At 42.4% G+C, this 15805-nt stretch carries 14 protein-coding genes; 2 read left to right on the top strand and 12 right to left on the bottom strand.

The window, feature by feature from the left end:
- Window positions 1-389: 389 nt before the first annotated feature.
- The 4 genes from infA to trxB form a co-directional block, all read right to left on the bottom strand.
- On the bottom strand, window positions 390-608 hold the full coding sequence (gene infA, locus EAG18_RS05895; RefSeq protein WP_058029687.1) for a translation initiation factor IF-1: 219 nt from the start codon (window positions 606-608) through the stop codon (window positions 390-392).
- A 309-nt stretch (window positions 609-917) separates the two neighbouring features.
- The gene (locus EAG18_RS05890; RefSeq protein ID WP_125251470.1) at window positions 918-1628 is read right to left on the bottom strand and encodes an arginyltransferase; all 711 of its coding nucleotides are present in this window, start codon (window positions 1626-1628) and stop codon (window positions 918-920) included.
- Window positions 1621-2337 carry a leucyl/phenylalanyl-tRNA--protein transferase gene (aat, locus tag EAG18_RS05885; protein WP_125251469.1) on the bottom strand — a complete coding sequence of 239 codons (717 nt, stop codon included), beginning with the start codon at window positions 2335-2337 and terminating at the stop codon, window positions 1621-1623. The genes EAG18_RS05890 and aat overlap by 8 nt, the downstream gene beginning before the upstream one ends.
- A 123-nt stretch (window positions 2338-2460) precedes the next feature.
- Complete coding sequence (gene trxB / locus EAG18_RS05880) at window positions 2461-3414, bottom strand: thioredoxin-disulfide reductase (protein WP_125251468.1); 954 nt, start codon at window positions 3412-3414, stop codon at window positions 2461-2463.
- A gap of 289 nt (window positions 3415-3703) precedes the next feature.
- On the opposite strand from trxB, the gene pssA reads away from it, so the two are divergent.
- Window positions 3704-5029 (top strand): CDP-diacylglycerol--serine O-phosphatidyltransferase, encoded by a 1326-nt coding sequence (pssA, locus tag EAG18_RS05875; RefSeq protein WP_125251467.1) that lies wholly within the window; start codon window positions 3704-3706, stop codon window positions 5027-5029.
- Between the two features lie 83 nt (window positions 5030-5112).
- On the opposite strand, the gene asnB is transcribed toward pssA, so the two are convergent.
- The 8 genes from asnB to EAG18_RS05835 form a co-directional block, all read right to left on the bottom strand.
- Complete coding sequence (asnB, locus tag EAG18_RS05870) at window positions 5113-6783, bottom strand: asparagine synthase B (RefSeq protein ID WP_125251466.1); 1671 nt, start codon at window positions 6781-6783, stop codon at window positions 5113-5115.
- Window positions 6784-6968: 185 nt separating this feature from the next.
- Complete coding sequence (gene pcp, locus EAG18_RS05865) at window positions 6969-7631, bottom strand: pyroglutamyl-peptidase I (RefSeq protein WP_125251465.1); 663 nt, start codon at window positions 7629-7631, stop codon at window positions 6969-6971.
- Entirely contained in the window at window positions 7631-8641 is a 1011-nt protein-coding gene (locus EAG18_RS05860; protein ID WP_125251464.1) for a DUF979 domain-containing protein, read from the bottom strand. The genes pcp and EAG18_RS05860 overlap by 1 nt, the downstream gene beginning before the upstream one ends.
- Window positions 8638-9393 (bottom strand): DUF969 domain-containing protein, encoded by a 756-nt coding sequence (locus tag EAG18_RS05855; RefSeq protein ID WP_125251463.1) that lies wholly within the window; start codon window positions 9391-9393, stop codon window positions 8638-8640. Before EAG18_RS05855 ends, EAG18_RS05860 begins: the two co-directional genes overlap by 4 nt.
- A gap of 4 nt (window positions 9394-9397) precedes the next feature.
- On the bottom strand, window positions 9398-10324 hold the full coding sequence (locus EAG18_RS05850; RefSeq protein WP_125251462.1) for a biotin-dependent carboxyltransferase family protein: 927 nt from the start codon (window positions 10322-10324) through the stop codon (window positions 9398-9400).
- Window positions 10318-10968, bottom strand: coding sequence for a 5-oxoprolinase subunit PxpB (gene pxpB, locus EAG18_RS05845; RefSeq protein WP_125251461.1), 651 nt, complete (start codon window positions 10966-10968; stop codon window positions 10318-10320). The genes EAG18_RS05850 and pxpB overlap by 7 nt, the downstream gene beginning before the upstream one ends.
- A gap of 339 nt (window positions 10969-11307) precedes the next feature.
- A complete protein-coding gene (locus EAG18_RS05840) occupies window positions 11308-12822 on the bottom strand; it encodes a leucyl aminopeptidase (RefSeq protein ID WP_125251460.1) in 1515 nt (504 codons plus the stop codon).
- An 86-nt stretch (window positions 12823-12908) separates the two neighbouring features.
- Window positions 12909-14219: an MFS transporter gene (locus EAG18_RS05835; RefSeq protein WP_125251459.1), complete on the bottom strand. Its 1311-nt coding sequence runs from the start codon at window positions 14217-14219 to the stop codon at window positions 12909-12911.
- Between the two features lie 217 nt (window positions 14220-14436).
- On the opposite strand from EAG18_RS05835, the gene msrA reads away from it, so the two are divergent.
- Complete coding sequence (msrA, locus tag EAG18_RS05830; protein ID WP_185745559.1) at window positions 14437-15735, top strand: peptide-methionine (S)-S-oxide reductase MsrA; 1299 nt, start codon at window positions 14437-14439, stop codon at window positions 15733-15735.
- Window positions 15736-15805: the final 70 nt, after the last annotated feature.

Below are 15805 nucleotides of genomic sequence, written 5' to 3'. Positions count from 1 at the left end.
GTACTAATGATATGAATGAACTTGGCTATACCTAAATAACATCAACAGAATTTGAAGTTTCTTGGGTATCAGCGAGTTTACGGCTTCAGCTTAGTACAAATCTACACACGCAGATTAACGAGCACGGAAGACCATGATGCTGCTTTTGATTGGGAAGTTACAATGGGAGTAGGCGCTTCAGACGACAAAAAACCCAGAAAAACTGGGCTTTTTGTTACCATCGAGCTTAATTTACGATGTCATCATCAGATAAGCTCAATGCAAGTCGTTCGTGTGTACTAATGATATGAATGAACTTGGCTATACCTAAATAACATCAACAGAATTTGAAGTTTCTTGGGTATCAGCGAGTTTACGGCTTCAGCTTAGTACAAATCTACACACGCAGATTAACGAGCACGGAAGACAATACGTCCTTTTGTTAGGTCGTAAGGCGTCATTTCAACAGTAACTTTGTCACCTGTTAAAATACGGATGTAGTTTTTGCGCATTTTTCCAGAAATATGTGCAACAACCACGTGACCATTTTCTAGTTCAACACGGAACATTGTGTTTGGTAGCGTATCAAGGACGGTGCCTTGCATTTCAATTACGTCTTCTTTCGCCATGTGTAGCGTATCACCTCTTGGTTAAATTAAACGATGCAGATTTTGCCCAAAAGCGGGGAATAAGTAAAGTTACAAGACAATTTTTTGTTAATTTGTTCTTGTTTTAAGCCAGTACACTTCAATTTTCTGCTTGGATGCTACTACACAAAGCAACAATATGGATGAGTGGTAGCGATAAGGTGTGGATTCTACCACAACTATTTCGACTAGTAACGAGTGAATACTAGACTCTTTACGCTTTGGCTTACGTTTTTTGGCTATGATACGTTGAACAGCAGGCTTAAATGTATTGCAATACATAGTAAGGTATTAAGGTTCAATATCTAACCAAATATCTTTCACGAGTTTTTGAGCAGGCAAAAACTGTGTTTTATAACGCATTTTTTTACACTCATCAATTTGGTAACCCAAATACAGATAGGGCTTCCCCTGTTTTGCCGCCTGTTCAATTTGAGCCATAATCATAATCGATCCAATACTTAGTGATTCATAATCAGGGTCGAAAAACGTGTAAATGGCCGATAACGAATTAGGCATTGAGTCAGTGACTGCAACAGCGATAAGTTTATCGTGATGCCATAGCTCAACGAAAACAATATTCATCCACCTGCAAAACAAAAAACTCTCGTATTGTAAATGATTAGGAGGATACATTGAGCCGTCACTATGCCTCAGTGTAATGTACTTTTCATATAGTGGGTAGTATTCGGGGCGCTCTTGGTGACTTATAACAATCTGATAGTCTTGGTTAAGCTTTTTACGTTTACGGCGTTGAGACTTACTGGCTGTAAACTTCGCAGTTAACACTCTAACAGACTGACAAGCGGAGCATGAAGGGCAGTGAGGTCGATAAATTTGATCGCCACTGCGACGAAATCCCAACGCAAGTAACTGTTCAAACCTATCTGGGCTGTAACAATTTGGGTCGAGAATAACCAGTAACTGTTCCTTCTGTTCAGGTAAATAACTACAACTAAATTGTTGGCTTAGTCCAATTTTAGAGGGAAAGTGTTCATTCATAGATAGCTTTCAGCTCCTGAGGCTGCCACATAGATGATGGGACCTGAAATTGTCCCGCCAATTTAAGTCTAGTCAAAAACTCAGGCCTTGGTATAACTTTTAACCCTAAACTTGTCAGATAAGGGTTTTCTAATTGGCAATCAATAAATGAAGCCTTATGCGCCTTTAGCCAATTAACCAGTGCCCACATCGCCATTTTTGATGTGTTGGGAACGGTATGAAACATAGATTCACCACAAAAAACACCAGACTGCATGATCCCGTATAAACCACCGACTAGCTTTTCCTCATGCCAGACTTCAACGCTGTGTGCGATCCCTTGAATGTGGGCTTGTTGATACGCAGATAGCATGGCATTGGTGATCCAAGTACCTTCAGCAGCCATTCTTTGATCACGGCACGCTTCTATCACTTGATTAAAGGCGGTATTGACTGTAACGGTCGGCTTCAATTTTCGCTGGGCTTTCTTTAATGTTTTACCACAATGAAACTCGTCAAGCTCGAGAATACCACGCTCACTTGGCGTCCACCACATAATAGGTTCTCCCTCGTTAAACCAAGGAAATACGCCATTCGCATAGGCTTGTTTTAATCGCTCAACGCGTAGACACCCACCAACTGCTAACAGTCCGTCAGGTTCTAATAAAGCGTAATGATTGGGTGGAAATCTGAAGTCATTTTTAGACAGGTGAAATAGCTGTTGGACCATCAAGCAAACTACGAATTTGTTATTTACGACAATATAGCAAATTAATCTGAGCTTCGGCTAATTAAGATGAGGATAACAGGGGACCGTGAACACAGACCCCTACTTTTTTACGAACAGAAAAGACTACTTTTGGCTATCAAGAAAGCGCTCTGCGTCTAACGCTGCCATACAACCTGTGCCTGCAGAGGTAATAGCTTGGCGATAGATGTGGTCAGAAACGTCACCGGCAGCAAATACTCCCTCAATACTAGTTTGAGTTGCATTACCATTTAGACCAGACTGAACCACCAAGTAGCCATCTTTCATTTCTAACTGGCCTTCAAACATATCTGTGTTTGGTTTATGACCGATAGCAATAAACACGCCTGCAAGGTCAAGCTGCTCAGTTGCATCAGAATCAGTATCCTTAATGCGGATACCTGTTACACCCATTTCATCACCTAATACTTCATCTAGTGTACGATTTAGGTGAAGCACAACATTACCGTTCGCTGCTTTATCCATTAGGCGATCGGCAAGAATCTTCTCACTGCGAAATGAGTCGCGACGGTGAATAACATGTACTTCTTCCGCGATATTTGAAAGGTAAAGCGCCTCTTCAACTGCAGTGTTACCACCACCTACCACTGCCACTTTTTGGCCTCTGTAGAAGAAACCGTCGCAGGTAGCACAAGCTGATACACCACGACCTTGGAATGCGGTTTCTGATTCAAGTCCTAAGTACTTAGCTGATGCGCCAGTCGCGATAATAAGCGCATCACAGGTGTACGTACCTTGGTCTCCTGTTAGCGTGAACGGACGCTTTGTGACATCAACCTTATTGATATGGTCGAAAATGATCTCAGTTTCGAAACGCTCCGCATGCTCTTTCATACGATCCATTAACGCAGGACCCGTCAAGCCGTGTGCATCACCAGGCCAGTTTTCAACTTCGGTTGTGGTTGTCAGCTGACCACCTTGCTGCATACCAGTAATTAGCACTGGGTTTAAATTAGCTCGTGCAGCATAAACTGCCGCTGTATAGCCTGCAGGGCCTGAACCTAAAATCAACAGTTTGCAGTGTTTTGCGTCGCTCATGTAATTTTCCTAACTATATATTCTAAAAATTGCTATAAAGCAGAAGTTTGTTCGATTCTATGTAATTCAATAGCGAAGTAAATAAAAAACAGCAAACAGATTTGAAAGAAATTGGCAACTTGTCAAAAAATTTGTACTGTGTTGTTTTTAAATCGTCTATTGAGTAGACAGATTTAACTAAAGCAAACAAAAAACATCTCTATTTCATGACCTCTGGAGGTTTTTTTGATATGTTTTAGAGAATTTTGTTTTGCTATCACGAGTTGATAGTCTAATTGAAAAGGTACATATGGCATTTTGGCAAAATACCCCAGGCTTTGGGCTAAGTGCGCAAGATTGTGAGGTGCTAACTGATGCTAAACAATATCATCAGACACTCTTAAAATTAATTTCACAGGCAAAGACGCGCATCTACATAACTGCACTCTATCTTCAGGATGATGAAGCGGGCCGGGAAGTGCTACATGCGTTGCATCAGGCCGCACAACAAAATCCAGCTTTAGATGTAAAAGTTTTGGTTGATTTTCATCGAGCCCAGCGTGGTCTAATCGGAGCTGAAAAGTCAGAAGGCAATGCCAAACTATATTGCGATTTGAAAGCGCAGTTAGGCACGCAAGTTGAAGTGTATGGTGTGCCTGTAAAAGCAAAAGAGCTATTTGGTGTGTTGCACCTTAAAGGCTTTGTTTTAGATGATACCGTTTTGTATAGCGGTGCAAGTTTGAACAATGTTTACTTGCATCAAGACGATAAATATCGACTTGATCGTTACTTCTTAATTCAACATCCTGAGTTGGCTGATAGCTTTTGTGATTTTACGGATAAAGTACTGATTGCCTCGGATGCGGTACCAAGATTGGATATTAGACCTCTACCGACGCTGCTTGATATTCGAACTGAGCAAAAGCAATTGATGAAGCAGCTTAAAAAAGCCAGTTACGATGTTTCTAAAGCAACAAGTTGGAGCGGGTTAACTGTGAGGCCTTTTTTGGGTTTTGGCCGCAGAACAAATAAACTAAACCGTTTAATCAAAGCGTTATTTGACACCACAGAGCAAGAGTTGGTGCTGTACACACCATATTTTAACTTTCCTGCGCCTTTACTGCGCTCATTAAGACGTTTGTTAAAAACAGGTAAAAAGGTAACGATTGTTGTGGGTGACAAGACTGCAAATGATTTTTACATTAGCCCTGATCAGCCATTTAACCGTATTGCCGCATTGCCATATTTATACGAGACGATTTTGTATAAGTTCGTAAAATCGCAGCGTCGTTATATCAATTCAGGCTTGCTTGATGTTTACCTCTGGCAAGACGGAAAGAATTCATTCCACCTAAAAGGTGTAAGCAGAGATGGCAATACGCATTTAATGAGTGGCCATAACCTCAACCCGCGGGCATGGGGGCTAGATATTGAAAACGGTATTTTAATTGAAGACCCTGAGCAGGCAATTCTTCCTCAAATCGAGCTAGAAAAGCAAGCAGTTCTGCAACATTGTCGACGTCTCAATGGTCATGAGGATCTAGAAACGATAGCAGACTACCCAGCGCCCGTTAAAAAGTTATTAGGGCAAGCGAAGCGGGTGAAGGTAGACTTTATTATTAAGCGTTTTATTTGATTAGCTTTTAGTTATATCACATTACAGTCTACATAAATAAAAAGGGACGCTCGTCCCTTTTTATTTACCAGTTTATTACTCTGTTACTGTTGCTTGTACGCGTCATTGTGCGAGCTTGCTGCGCGACCAGAAGGGTCTGCATTATGTTGAAATGACGAATCCCAAGCGAGGGCTTCAGGGGTTGAGCATGCAACTGATTTGCCATGTGGCACGCATTTGGCCGCAGCCTCTCCAGGAAAATGTGATTCAAAAATAGTACGATAATAGTAAGCTTCTTTGCTGTCAGGAGTATTAATTGGGTAACGGTAATGCGCGTTTTCCAGATCAGAATCACTTACCTGTTGAGCGACATAGTCTTTAAGCGAATCTATCCAACTGTATCCTACACCATCAGAGAATTGCTCTTTTTGACGCCAAAGCACCTCATTTGGCAAGTAGCCGTCGAAGGCTTCACGAATAATATGCTTCTCGATCCGCCCATCTTTACACATTTTATAGTCAGGGTTCGTACGCATTGCAATATCGATAAACTCTTTATCTAAGAATGGCACTCGTGCTTCTACGCCCCAAGCGGCCATTGATTTGTTTGCACGTAAACAGTCAAACATGTGGAGTTTAGAAACTTTACGGTTGAGTTCGTTGTGGAACTCCTCAGCGTTTGGCGCTTTATGGAAATATAAATAACCACCAAATAGCTCATCAGCACCTTCGCCTGACAGCACCATTTTAATACCCATAGCTTTGATATAGCGAGCCATTAGATACATAGGTGTAGAAGCCCGAATTGTGGTCACATCATACGTTTCAAGATGATAGACCACTTCTTTAAGGGCATCGATCCCTTGTTGTACAGTAAAGTGAATAGGGTGGTGTATCGTGCCGATTTTATCGGCTACCTTTTGTGCCGCGGCCAGATCGGGTGAGCCGGCTAAACCAATAGAGAAAGAATGGAGTTTTGGCCACCACGCATCAGAAGCGCCATCGTCTTCAATACGCTTTGCCGCAAACTGTTGTGTAATTGCTGAGATGACAGAAGAGTCAAGACCACCTGATAGCAGCACACCATATGGAACATCACACATAAGCTGACGTTTAACAGCTGCCTCTAATCCATTTTTAACCGCTTCAGGGCTAGCATCGTTGCTTTTAACTGCTTTAAAATCTTGCCAGTCGCGCTGATAATAAGGTCTAGCTCCCCCTTCTTTAGAATACCAGTAATGTCCGGGAGGAAACTCTTCGATTTGTGTACAAATTGGTGTGAGTGCCTTCATTTCACTTGCAACATAGAGGTTTCCACTTTGATCTCTTCCAGTGTACAGTGGAATAATACCAATGTGGTCGCGACCGATTAAAAAAGCATCTTTGGTCTCATCGTAAAGACAAAACGCAAAAATCCCATTTAGGTCGTCTAAAAACTCAGGCCCCTTTTGTTTGTATAGTGCCAAGATGACTTCACAATCGGACTCTGTTTGAAATTCAAATGGCACAGTGAGTGATGCTGCGAGTTCTTTATGGTTATAAATTTCACCATTGACCGCTAAAATATTGGTTTTTTCAGGGTTAAATAATGGCTGTGCGCCACTAGATACTCCAACAATTGCTAAGCGCTCGTGCACCAATATTGCTTTTTTACTTGAATAAACACCAGACCAGTCAGGACCGCGGTGTCGAAGCTTCTTGGACATCTCAATCGCTTGTTCGCGCAGCGCTAAGGGGTCGGTCTTGATATCAAGTACGCCAAAAATTGAACACATAATTCCTCATTCCTATTGATGTGTTGATTTTAATAACAAATTATTATTACCAATGCTGAAAAATCACATTGGGCTTTCTCTGTTCTATCAAAAATAAATTGATAAGTCACACAATGAAATAGGGAATATGTGAATTTTTTGTGATTTAAAATGGTGCAATATTGCACCATTTAGGGGAGAGGGGGTTAGTGTGTTGTGCCTGCAACAAGCTTTATATCTTGCTTCTGTGTGATAGCGCTAGTTATAAGTATTTTTATTCCTTTAACGAGAGTGTCGATTTCCATACTAGGTGCACCACTGTGGTGCGCAGCTTGAGATGGTAAATAAGGGATATGGACAAAGCCTCCTCGACAAGCCAAATCGTGCGTGCTTAAGTAATGCAATAATCCATACATAACATGATTGCACACGTATGTTCCGGCAGTGTGAGAAATACTTGTAGGAACGCCCGCCTGTATTGCGCTCTTAAGCATGCTTTTAATAGGCAGTGTTGTAAAATAAGCATCTGGACCGTGTGCAACAACAGGGGTGTCTATGGGCTGATTACCTGCGTTATCAGCGATCCTTGCATCATTAATATTTATAGCGATGCGTTCGATAGAAATATCACAGCGACCACCAGCTTGCCCCAAGCAAATCACGACACTTGGATGATACTTATCAATCGCTTTGGTTAATGAGGCAATACTGGTATCGAACTCACAAGGGAGTTCTTTTGTGTGTATTATGTGCCCTTCAAGGGTTTCCCCCTCAAGTTGCTGTGCTAATTGCCATGAAGGATTGATTGACTCACCGTCAAAAGGGGTGAATCCGGTGACGAGGACACACGGCTTACTGTAACTGGACATTAAAAAACCACTCCATACATCAGGAAAATATTAATTATCAATAAAGTTATAGCAGTGGGTATTTGCACTTTAATGACTTGGTATTTATCTTTTAAATCTAGCAGTGCCGCTGGCACGATATTAAAGTTAGCAGCCATAGGGGTCATGAGTGTACCGCAATACCCTGAGTACATGCCAATTGCAACCAAAGGCGCAGGGGCTGCTCCGTGGCCTTGAATTAAAAAAGGTAAGGCAACGCCTGCTGTCATCACAGGAAATGCCGCGAACGCATTTCCCATTATCATAGTGAATAACGCCATACCCACGCAATACAGGGCAACCAGCATAAACCGGTTATCAGGGGAGATAAACAGTGTAACTAAATCTTGAATTGCCGTGCCTGTATTTGCAACAATAAAGACACCGCCAAGCATAGCAAGCATTTGCGGCAGAATAGCAGCCCAGCCTATGGAGTCGACTAAACGGCGAGATTCAGACAGCGCTTGCAAAGGACTGCCCTTAGTAATTTTCCAACTTATCAATAATGCTACAGTACAAGCCAGTGTTAACGCAGACAGTGTCACATGACTTTGGTCAAAAAAGTACAGCGTACCTAAGTGAAGATCATCAAGAATAATGGTGCAGATCACAGTAACAATTGGAATAATTACAGCTGGGATGAATAATTTGTTGCCAAAGCGTTTGGCATCTAGCGCCTTGATCTGCTCATCAGGTACGTCGTAGGTGCCCATTGAGACCATATTCATTCCCGCTAACAGGGCAATAACAATCACGCTCACACCAACCCATAAATAGGTGATCTGTTCACCAATTAAAGTGATAGAAACATCGCCAAACATAAAAACAGAGCCAAAAAGAAACCAAAACAGCGCAGTGCTTAAACGCTTTGGGTGGGCGCTATCTTGTAGGGTTTTTATCACCAAAAACATGACGATAAAACCGATGAGTAAATAAATATTGTTAATAGATAGGAGTGCTAGAGGCTCTGGCGCTTGCTCTACAGGCTTCATAACGAGCCCTCCTCAAACATAGTGGTGCTATCGTCAGAAGCACTGGCTTGCTCAGTTTGCTGCTGGCAACGGGCGATTTCGGTACGAATTTTTGCCTCAAATCGCGCAAGGCGAAATAAGTGAACCATTAACGCGGCAATCGCAGTGGGAATTGCCCAAAGACCAATATGTAATGGCTCTATTCCGGCGATACCATTTTCTTTTAAAAACGCGTCCATTAGCAATACGGCGCCAAAGGCGATAAAAATATCCTCGCCGAAGAATACGGCAATATTATCACAGGCTGCAGCATGGGCACCTATCATATCCTTAACGGCTTGTGGTAAGTCACCATACTGGTTTGCTGCTGCACCTACTGCCATAGGCGCAAGTAGAGGGCGTACGGTTTGTGCTTGACCAGCTAAATTAATCAGTCCAAGTGCTGCTGCACATTCACGTACAACAAAATAGATACTTAAGATCCGCGAAGTCGTGGCACCTTTGATACTGGCTACCCAAGTTTTAGCGCGTTGCTGAAGCCCATAGCGCTCAAGAATAGCAATGACGGGTAAAATAAGTAGGAAGCTTGCCAGTTGACGAGAGTTCATAAACTTTTCACCAAATGTGGCTATTAAGGCGATAAAATCAATACCAACGGCAAATCCGGTCACTAAACCAGCGGCAGTGACAACCAACAGAGGGTTAAAACGCATTGCAAAGCCAAGAACAATGACTGCAATACCAGAAAGGGGAAGAAAGTTAATCTCATTCATATTATTATTCTTTTTTGTTGAGTGCTAACTTTAGCTGATTAAGGTGTGATTTTACTCTATGTCGCTGCTTGGCAGCATGAGTTGTAGACGTTGATTTTAGATGCAGACAATCACCGGCACTCAGTTGGCTGAGATGGCGCATATCTGCTTCTGTGATCACACCAATAATTGGATAACCACCTGTAGTCTGGCAATCATTCATTAAAATTATAGGCTCACCACTTGGAGGAAGCTGAATGACGCCTGGGTGAACAGCTTGTGTCGCAATGCTGTGATTATGTGTTAGTGCCTTGTGACTGCTGAGCCTGATACCCATACGATTACTGTTTGGATGCACTTTCCAGATGGTTTGGTTCAATATATCAAAGACGTGAGGTGAGACTAGTTGTGCATGGGGGCCAGGAGTAAAATGAATGAGCTTTTCATAGCTCGGTTGCAATGCACCAAGAGCGGGCTTTGCCTGCGCTTGTTGATAATACAATTTATCACCCACCTTTAATGCTCGACCATGCAGCCCACCAAAGCCTGCCATGAGATCGGTGGAGTAGCTGCCAAGCTGCTGGTCAATATTAAGAAACCCACCTTCAACCAGCAGGTAAGCACGTACGCCATCTCTACTTTGCTTAAAGCTTAGTCTATCGCCAGCCTTGGCGCTGTAGCGCCAACATGGATATATATCTGTATCATTCAAGCAAGCATTAAGATCTGCGCCAGCAATAACAAAATTAGCCGGAGCGTGAAATATAAATTCACATAACCCTATTGTGATCTCAATGGCCGCTGTATTTTCATGATTTGCTAGTAAAGCGTTAGCAAGACGTAGTGCTAGAGGGTCTAATACGCCAGCTTGACTAACGCCGAGGTGGCGCATTCCACGCCTACCAAGATCTTGTACACTCGACAGTGGCCCTGGTTTAATAACTTCTAACATGACTTCTCCACAAAACGCACTGTATCACCAGGCTGCAACAAACACACTGATTCTGACTCTGCGTCAAATAATGTTGAGTCTGTTTGCCCCAACAGATGCCACCCGCCAGGTGAGCCACAAGGATATACAGCAGTGTAACTGTCTGCAATTGCAATGCTACCTTTGGGAACATGAGTTATAGGGGTTGATTTTCTGGGAAGGTGGAGTTGAGCTGGCAGGCCCGAAAGATAAGCAAATCCGGGTAAAAACCCCATAAATTGCACTTGATAATCGACACTGGTGTGGAGGCGAATAAGTTGTTCATGCGTCAGTGCTAATCGGTTTGCTACATCGTCAAAGTCTTGACCAAATTCACCCCCATAATTCACGGAGATATGGTGCAGCTTGGACTCGAACGAATCCATCTCAAGGTCATTCCATTTTTCTACGATTACTTGTTGCCATTGCTTTATTTTTTCTGGGTTGATTAGATATGCCGTAATTGAAGACATCGCGGGAACGACATCAATAAAGGCATCGCTACTATCTAGCCATTTTTTTAATGCAAAAAGCTTTTGATTAAGCTTTGGTTGCGTCGCTATGTGGCAAGCCACATCAATTACAATCGCGCGCTCCCCCAATAGATAACAGCTGAGATTGGTCATGGAAAACAAAGTATTACTTTAGTAAAAATTATGTTTCTTATAACACACCTTGTAATTTAAACGAAGCGATTACGTTTACTGAGTACTTTTCGATGAATAACCTGAACTTGGGGTGAGAAGTGAGTGAATTAGCTAGGATACCAAAGCGCAAAAGGCGTAATGCCGCTTTAGCCAGACTAATATAAGGCAAACTTATTTGCCAATAGCTAGCCTATTGGCAGTGAACTCTACGCGGTTAGAGATACAACTTTTCTAAAAAAGCTTTAATTATTAGTAAATTAGGGTAAATAGTAAAGCCGCGATATTCGCGGCTTTACTTTAGCTTAACTAGAAGTAAGGCTATTTATTATTAAGTAACCATTGGCTTAAAAGACGAACGCCATATCCAGTACCACCGGTTGGGATTTCATCTTTAGCTGAGCTTGATAATGCGTTTCCAGCAATATCAAGGTGAACCCATCTAGTATCACCAGCAAATTGCTGTAAGAAAGTAGCAGCAGTTGTGGCACCTGGGCCACCAGAGCCCACGTTTTGGAAGTCTGCAATGTCAGACTTTAGTTTTTCTTTGTAGCCAAGCGGTAAGCGCCATACGTTCTCGTTAACTACTTTACCAGCATTAGTGAATTGAGTGATTAACGCATCATCCTCAGAGAATATCGCAGAGTAATCATTGCCTACTGCACGGATCTTTGAGCCTGTTAGTGTTGCAACATCAACCATGATCTCCGGACTATAGAATTTACGTGCGTACCACATCGCATCAGACAGCACTAATCGGCCTTCAGCGTCAGTGTTTACGACTTCTACACTGATCCCTTCAGCGGTGCGAAGTACATCTCCAGGTGCGATTGCATACTGAGAAACCATGTTAGCAGCCATACCCATTACGGCTACAACGTTAACATCTGCTTTGCTAAGTGCCATTGCTTTTACGGTGCCAAGTACCGCTGCAGCACCCGCCATATCTGACTTCATGCGTGCTATAGAGGCCCCCGTTTTGATGCTGTAACCACCAGAGTCGAAGGTGATCCCTTTACCCACAAGGGCAATCGGCGTTTCGTTGTTTCCTTTGTAATGCGCAACTACCAAACGTGAACCGTGCTCACTGCCTCGACCGACACCTTCAAGTGCGCCCATGCCCAGCTCTTTTAGCGCCTCAGGTGCAAGAATTTTTACTTCAACACCGTATTGCTCAAGCTCTTTTGCCGCATTTGCAAAGTCAACAGGAGTCATTTCAGTGGCAACTTCAGACGTCAAATCACGCGCTAAAAATACGCCTTGTTGAATGTGTGCAAGCTTTTGATAATGCGATTGAGCAGCTTTTTTATCTGCAACATCTAAGTGATAGCTGACGTTGAAGGTATTTGGTTCTTTTTTATAAACTTCAAAAGTATGGTCACGTAAGTTTGCACCGTGCGCAAACTGTGCAGCTAGTTCAGCATTAGAGAGTTTGCCGTTCACCTCATCAAAAGCGATTGCAACATTTTCAAGCTTTTTAGCTTCAAACTTAGCATGCAAGTTACCGCCAAGCTTGGTCAACTTACTTGCATCAAGTTGCTCAGATTCACCCAAACCAACGATGAAGATGCGTTTATAATCAGAGTCTACGGGAGCTAGTACCTCTACCGTTTTGCCATAAGCACCTTTGAAATCTTCAGCAGCAATTGCACGCTGTAATTGCTTGCGAGTATCTTTGTCTAAAAACTTTAAGTTACTTTGATTTTCACCTGCTTGAAAAATAACCAGAGCATCAGCGTCTGAAAGTGTTGAGTTAAACTTAAAGTCAGCAGCATTTGCTGAAGCTAGGCTGGCAACTGCTAGCGCTAGAGCAGAAAGGCGCGTAGTCAATGACATATTTTTATCCTCAGATAACTAAAACTGCGCCGTTTTTACCTTAAATAGATAAAATTAGACACTATTTGTCGTTGAAGTAACAGGTTTTACCGTTCAGTGACATTTGGTAAGCGGCTTGTCATTCCAATACCCAAGAGCGTAATAACTATGTATAAACCAAGTAACGCATTAATTGAGAATACTGAAGCGATAATCCCAAGTAGGCTTGTTAATAATAATATGATACCGATCATCGTATTGCTCAACGTAACATAACTAGTCCGTTTATTGCCGTCGGCCATGTCTACAACATATGTTTTTCGGCCAACCCTGACGCCTTGGTGAGCAATTGCAATTACAAAGTAGCAAATTGGAATAAACCATACTTGTGTTAAAACGCTAGGGTAGAGTACAGAGGCGATGAGTACTGTTAGCGTTACGACAACGGTGAGTATTGCACCGAGTATCATGACTTGTTTGCTCGACTTATCTGCAAGACGCCCCCAAAAGGCACCACTGGTTAGGCTTGCAACTCCTGAAACACCTAACAAAATTGCTAACACCCAGACTGCATTACTGATATTTTGTTGCGCCAACACAGTGAAGTAAGGAGGTATAAGTGCAGAGCTTAATAATAATCCCCGCGCAAATATAAAATTTCTGAGCATACGGTCTGTTTTCAGTAGTGTCAGCTCTTGTTTGATCTTGTGTAGGCCATTTTCACCACCGTCTGTCGCACCTGCATACTCGTTAATTTGCGCAAAAATAAATGCGCCAATAATCCAAAAAACGGCTGCAAGCAGCAAAGTGAGGACAAAGTTAATGTTGCCAAACTCGGTTGCAGCGTAAAATAAGCCAACGCCAAAAGTGACGGTGACAAGTCCACTAATGGATGCGGCTTGACCACTTAATTGCCCGCGTTTTTGTTTTGGGATCGTCTTCCCTAACACATCTTTTGAAGATACTGAACTTAGGCTTCTTGCAACACTAAAAACCACCAATAGACCAAGTACAAGCCAAGCATACAGTAAGTTTTCAGTTTGTTGCCATGCCAAGGCTGCCATTAAAATAACGCAACCCGACTGTATCAGTGCACCGAGTGACCATAGCAATTTGCGTTTTGCATGTTGTCTTACCCATTGTCCAATGAACAGTTGAGGGATAAGTGAACCTGATTCTCTAATCGGCACTAACGCTGAAATCATAAAAGCGGGTGCTCCGAGGGATTGCATCAGCCATGGCAGTGTTATTTTTGGGTTGAGTAGTGCATCCGCTAACTTGCTAAAAAGTTGACTTAGTAAAATTAGAACATAGTTGCCAGGCACCTCTTTACAAGCTTTGTCGTCGATGGCCTTACAAGCTCGGGCTTCATCGTCATTGGTCAATTTTTGATAGATACTTTCACTGAACTTATCCACACCGTTTTCCTTGTTATTGCGGCTGCTATAGCGGCTGCTATAAATATAATACTCAAATCATGACAGAGGGAAGATGAAAGAATCATTAACTTCTGTCGGTCTGATCCAATACGTAAGAAATAACATTTAGTTTATATCTACTTTGTGTACTTACATCGAGAAAGGTGCTCGTTATTGCAAGGTTAGTTAATTACGCATGTATTGTGAGAGGTGAAAAATGAAAATGGTGTATCTTGCTGTGGCAGCAGGGGGATTGATTTTGGCGGGCAGTGCAATCACTGCAAACGCGGGCACTGGTATGCCAGAGCCTAAAGTAGATGGCGCGAGTAACCATATAAAAACGTTAGTCCTTGGCTCTGGTTGTTTTTGGGGGCCTGAAAAKCGTTATGAGAAAATGACCGGTGTGATTGACGCTGAATCAGGTTATGCTGATGGCAAAGGCTTTACCCCAACTTATAAAGAAATCATCAAGGCAAGTCGACGATTTGATGAGAATAATTATGCTGAGGTAGTGAAAGTTACATACAATGCAAATTTATTGACGACAGAAGCCTTGTTGAAATCGTATTTTGAGAGCCATGACCCGACCCAAAGTAATCGGCAAGGAAATGATGTGGGAACTCAATATCGCTCGATTATACTGTATTCAGATACGCAGCAGGGTGATACGGCTGAGGCACTAAAAGTGCAGTTTCAGCAACGCCTGAGTAATGCGGGTTTTGGCAAGATCCAAACTTCTATTAAGCCACTCAGAAAGTTTTACCCAGCTGAGGAGTACCATCAAAACTATTTGGCTAAAAACCCGAATGGCTATTGCCCTGATCACAGTACTGGCGTGACCTTTGAGGAAACTGAAAAAGCTAAGGTTGACAACAGCTTGCTCTTAACGGGAAAGCATATTGTGATTATCGACTCTAGGAGCTACTGCCCATACTGCGAAAAGCTTAAAAAAGAGGTCATTAATGATTATCAAGGTGATATTCCGCTGCATTTTCGCTTTGCAGATCAACTCCAGGGTTTAACCATTAAGACCGCAACTTGGGCAACGCCAACGATTCTTTTTACGGAGAATGGTAAAGAATCATATGGTTTCCAGGGTTATATGAAAAGGAGTGACTTCTATAAAGCACTAGGGGCTTTTAAACTAGGGCGCTCTGAGGCTTTTAATATTGCCTTTCAAAAGGGAACCGAACGGCCATTCTGTAAACAGTACGATATTTTTAAAAATACTCCAGATGGCATTTTTGTGGATAAACTCAGTGGCAAAGCATTATTTGATACTCGAGATAGATTTAACTCTGGTACTGGTTGGCTCTCTTTTACTCACCCTGTAGAGGGAAGCGTCACCTATCATCAAGACTTGAGTCACGCCATGGTAAGAACCGAAATTCGGTCTAAAAGTAGCGGGATCCATTTAGGTCATGTTTTTAAAAATGAAGGGCCAAAGGGAGAAGACCGTTATTGTATCAACGCCCAAGTACTAGAGTTTAAATTGAGAGATAAGTTCAGCAAATAGCACTCTGTGATAAGCAGACACTTAATATATTTTCATCCATTAGTGAGCGTACTGCACTTGGTATAAATTA

This window comes from Pseudoalteromonas sp. J010, assembly GCF_003934235.1.
GTDB lineage: Bacteria > Pseudomonadota > Gammaproteobacteria > Enterobacterales > Alteromonadaceae > Pseudoalteromonas > Pseudoalteromonas peptidolytica.
Note: the sequence above shows the minus strand (reverse complement) of the source record. Positions and strands in the feature narration are given on the sequence as shown.

Coding starts and splice junctions, on each gene's coding strand:
- aat (WP_125251469.1), bottom strand. CDS start 2,337: ATGGTCCAACAGCTATTTCACCTGTCTAAAAATGACTTCAGATTTCCA.
- asnB (WP_125251466.1), bottom strand. CDS start 6,783: ATGTGTTCAATTTTTGGCGTACTTGATATCAAGACCGACCCCTTAGCG.
- EAG18_RS05860 (WP_125251464.1), bottom strand. CDS start 8,641: ATGAAGCCTGTAGAGCAAGCGCCAGAGCCTCTAGCACTCCTATCTATT.
- pxpB (WP_125251461.1), bottom strand. CDS start 10,968: ATGACCAATCTCAGCTGTTATCTATTGGGGGAGCGCGCGATTGTAATT.
- infA (WP_058029687.1), bottom strand. CDS start 608: ATGGCGAAAGAAGACGTAATTGAAATGCAAGGCACCGTCCTTGATACG.
- EAG18_RS05850 (WP_125251462.1), bottom strand. CDS start 10,324: ATGTTAGAAGTTATTAAACCAGGGCCACTGTCGAGTGTACAAGATCTT.
- trxB (WP_125251468.1), bottom strand. CDS start 3,414: ATGAGCGACGCAAAACACTGCAAACTGTTGATTTTAGGTTCAGGCCCT.
- pssA (WP_125251467.1), top strand. CDS start 3,704: ATGGCATTTTGGCAAAATACCCCAGGCTTTGGGCTAAGTGCGCAAGAT.
- pcp (WP_125251465.1), bottom strand. CDS start 7,631: ATGTCCAGTTACAGTAAGCCGTGTGTCCTCGTCACCGGATTCACCCCT.
- EAG18_RS05855 (WP_125251463.1), bottom strand. CDS start 9,393: ATGAATGAGATTAACTTTCTTCCCCTTTCTGGTATTGCAGTCATTGTT.
- EAG18_RS05840 (WP_125251460.1), bottom strand. CDS start 12,822: ATGTCATTGACTACGCGCCTTTCTGCTCTAGCGCTAGCAGTTGCCAGC.
- EAG18_RS05890 (WP_125251470.1), bottom strand. CDS start 1,628: ATGAATGAACACTTTCCCTCTAAAATTGGACTAAGCCAACAATTTAGT.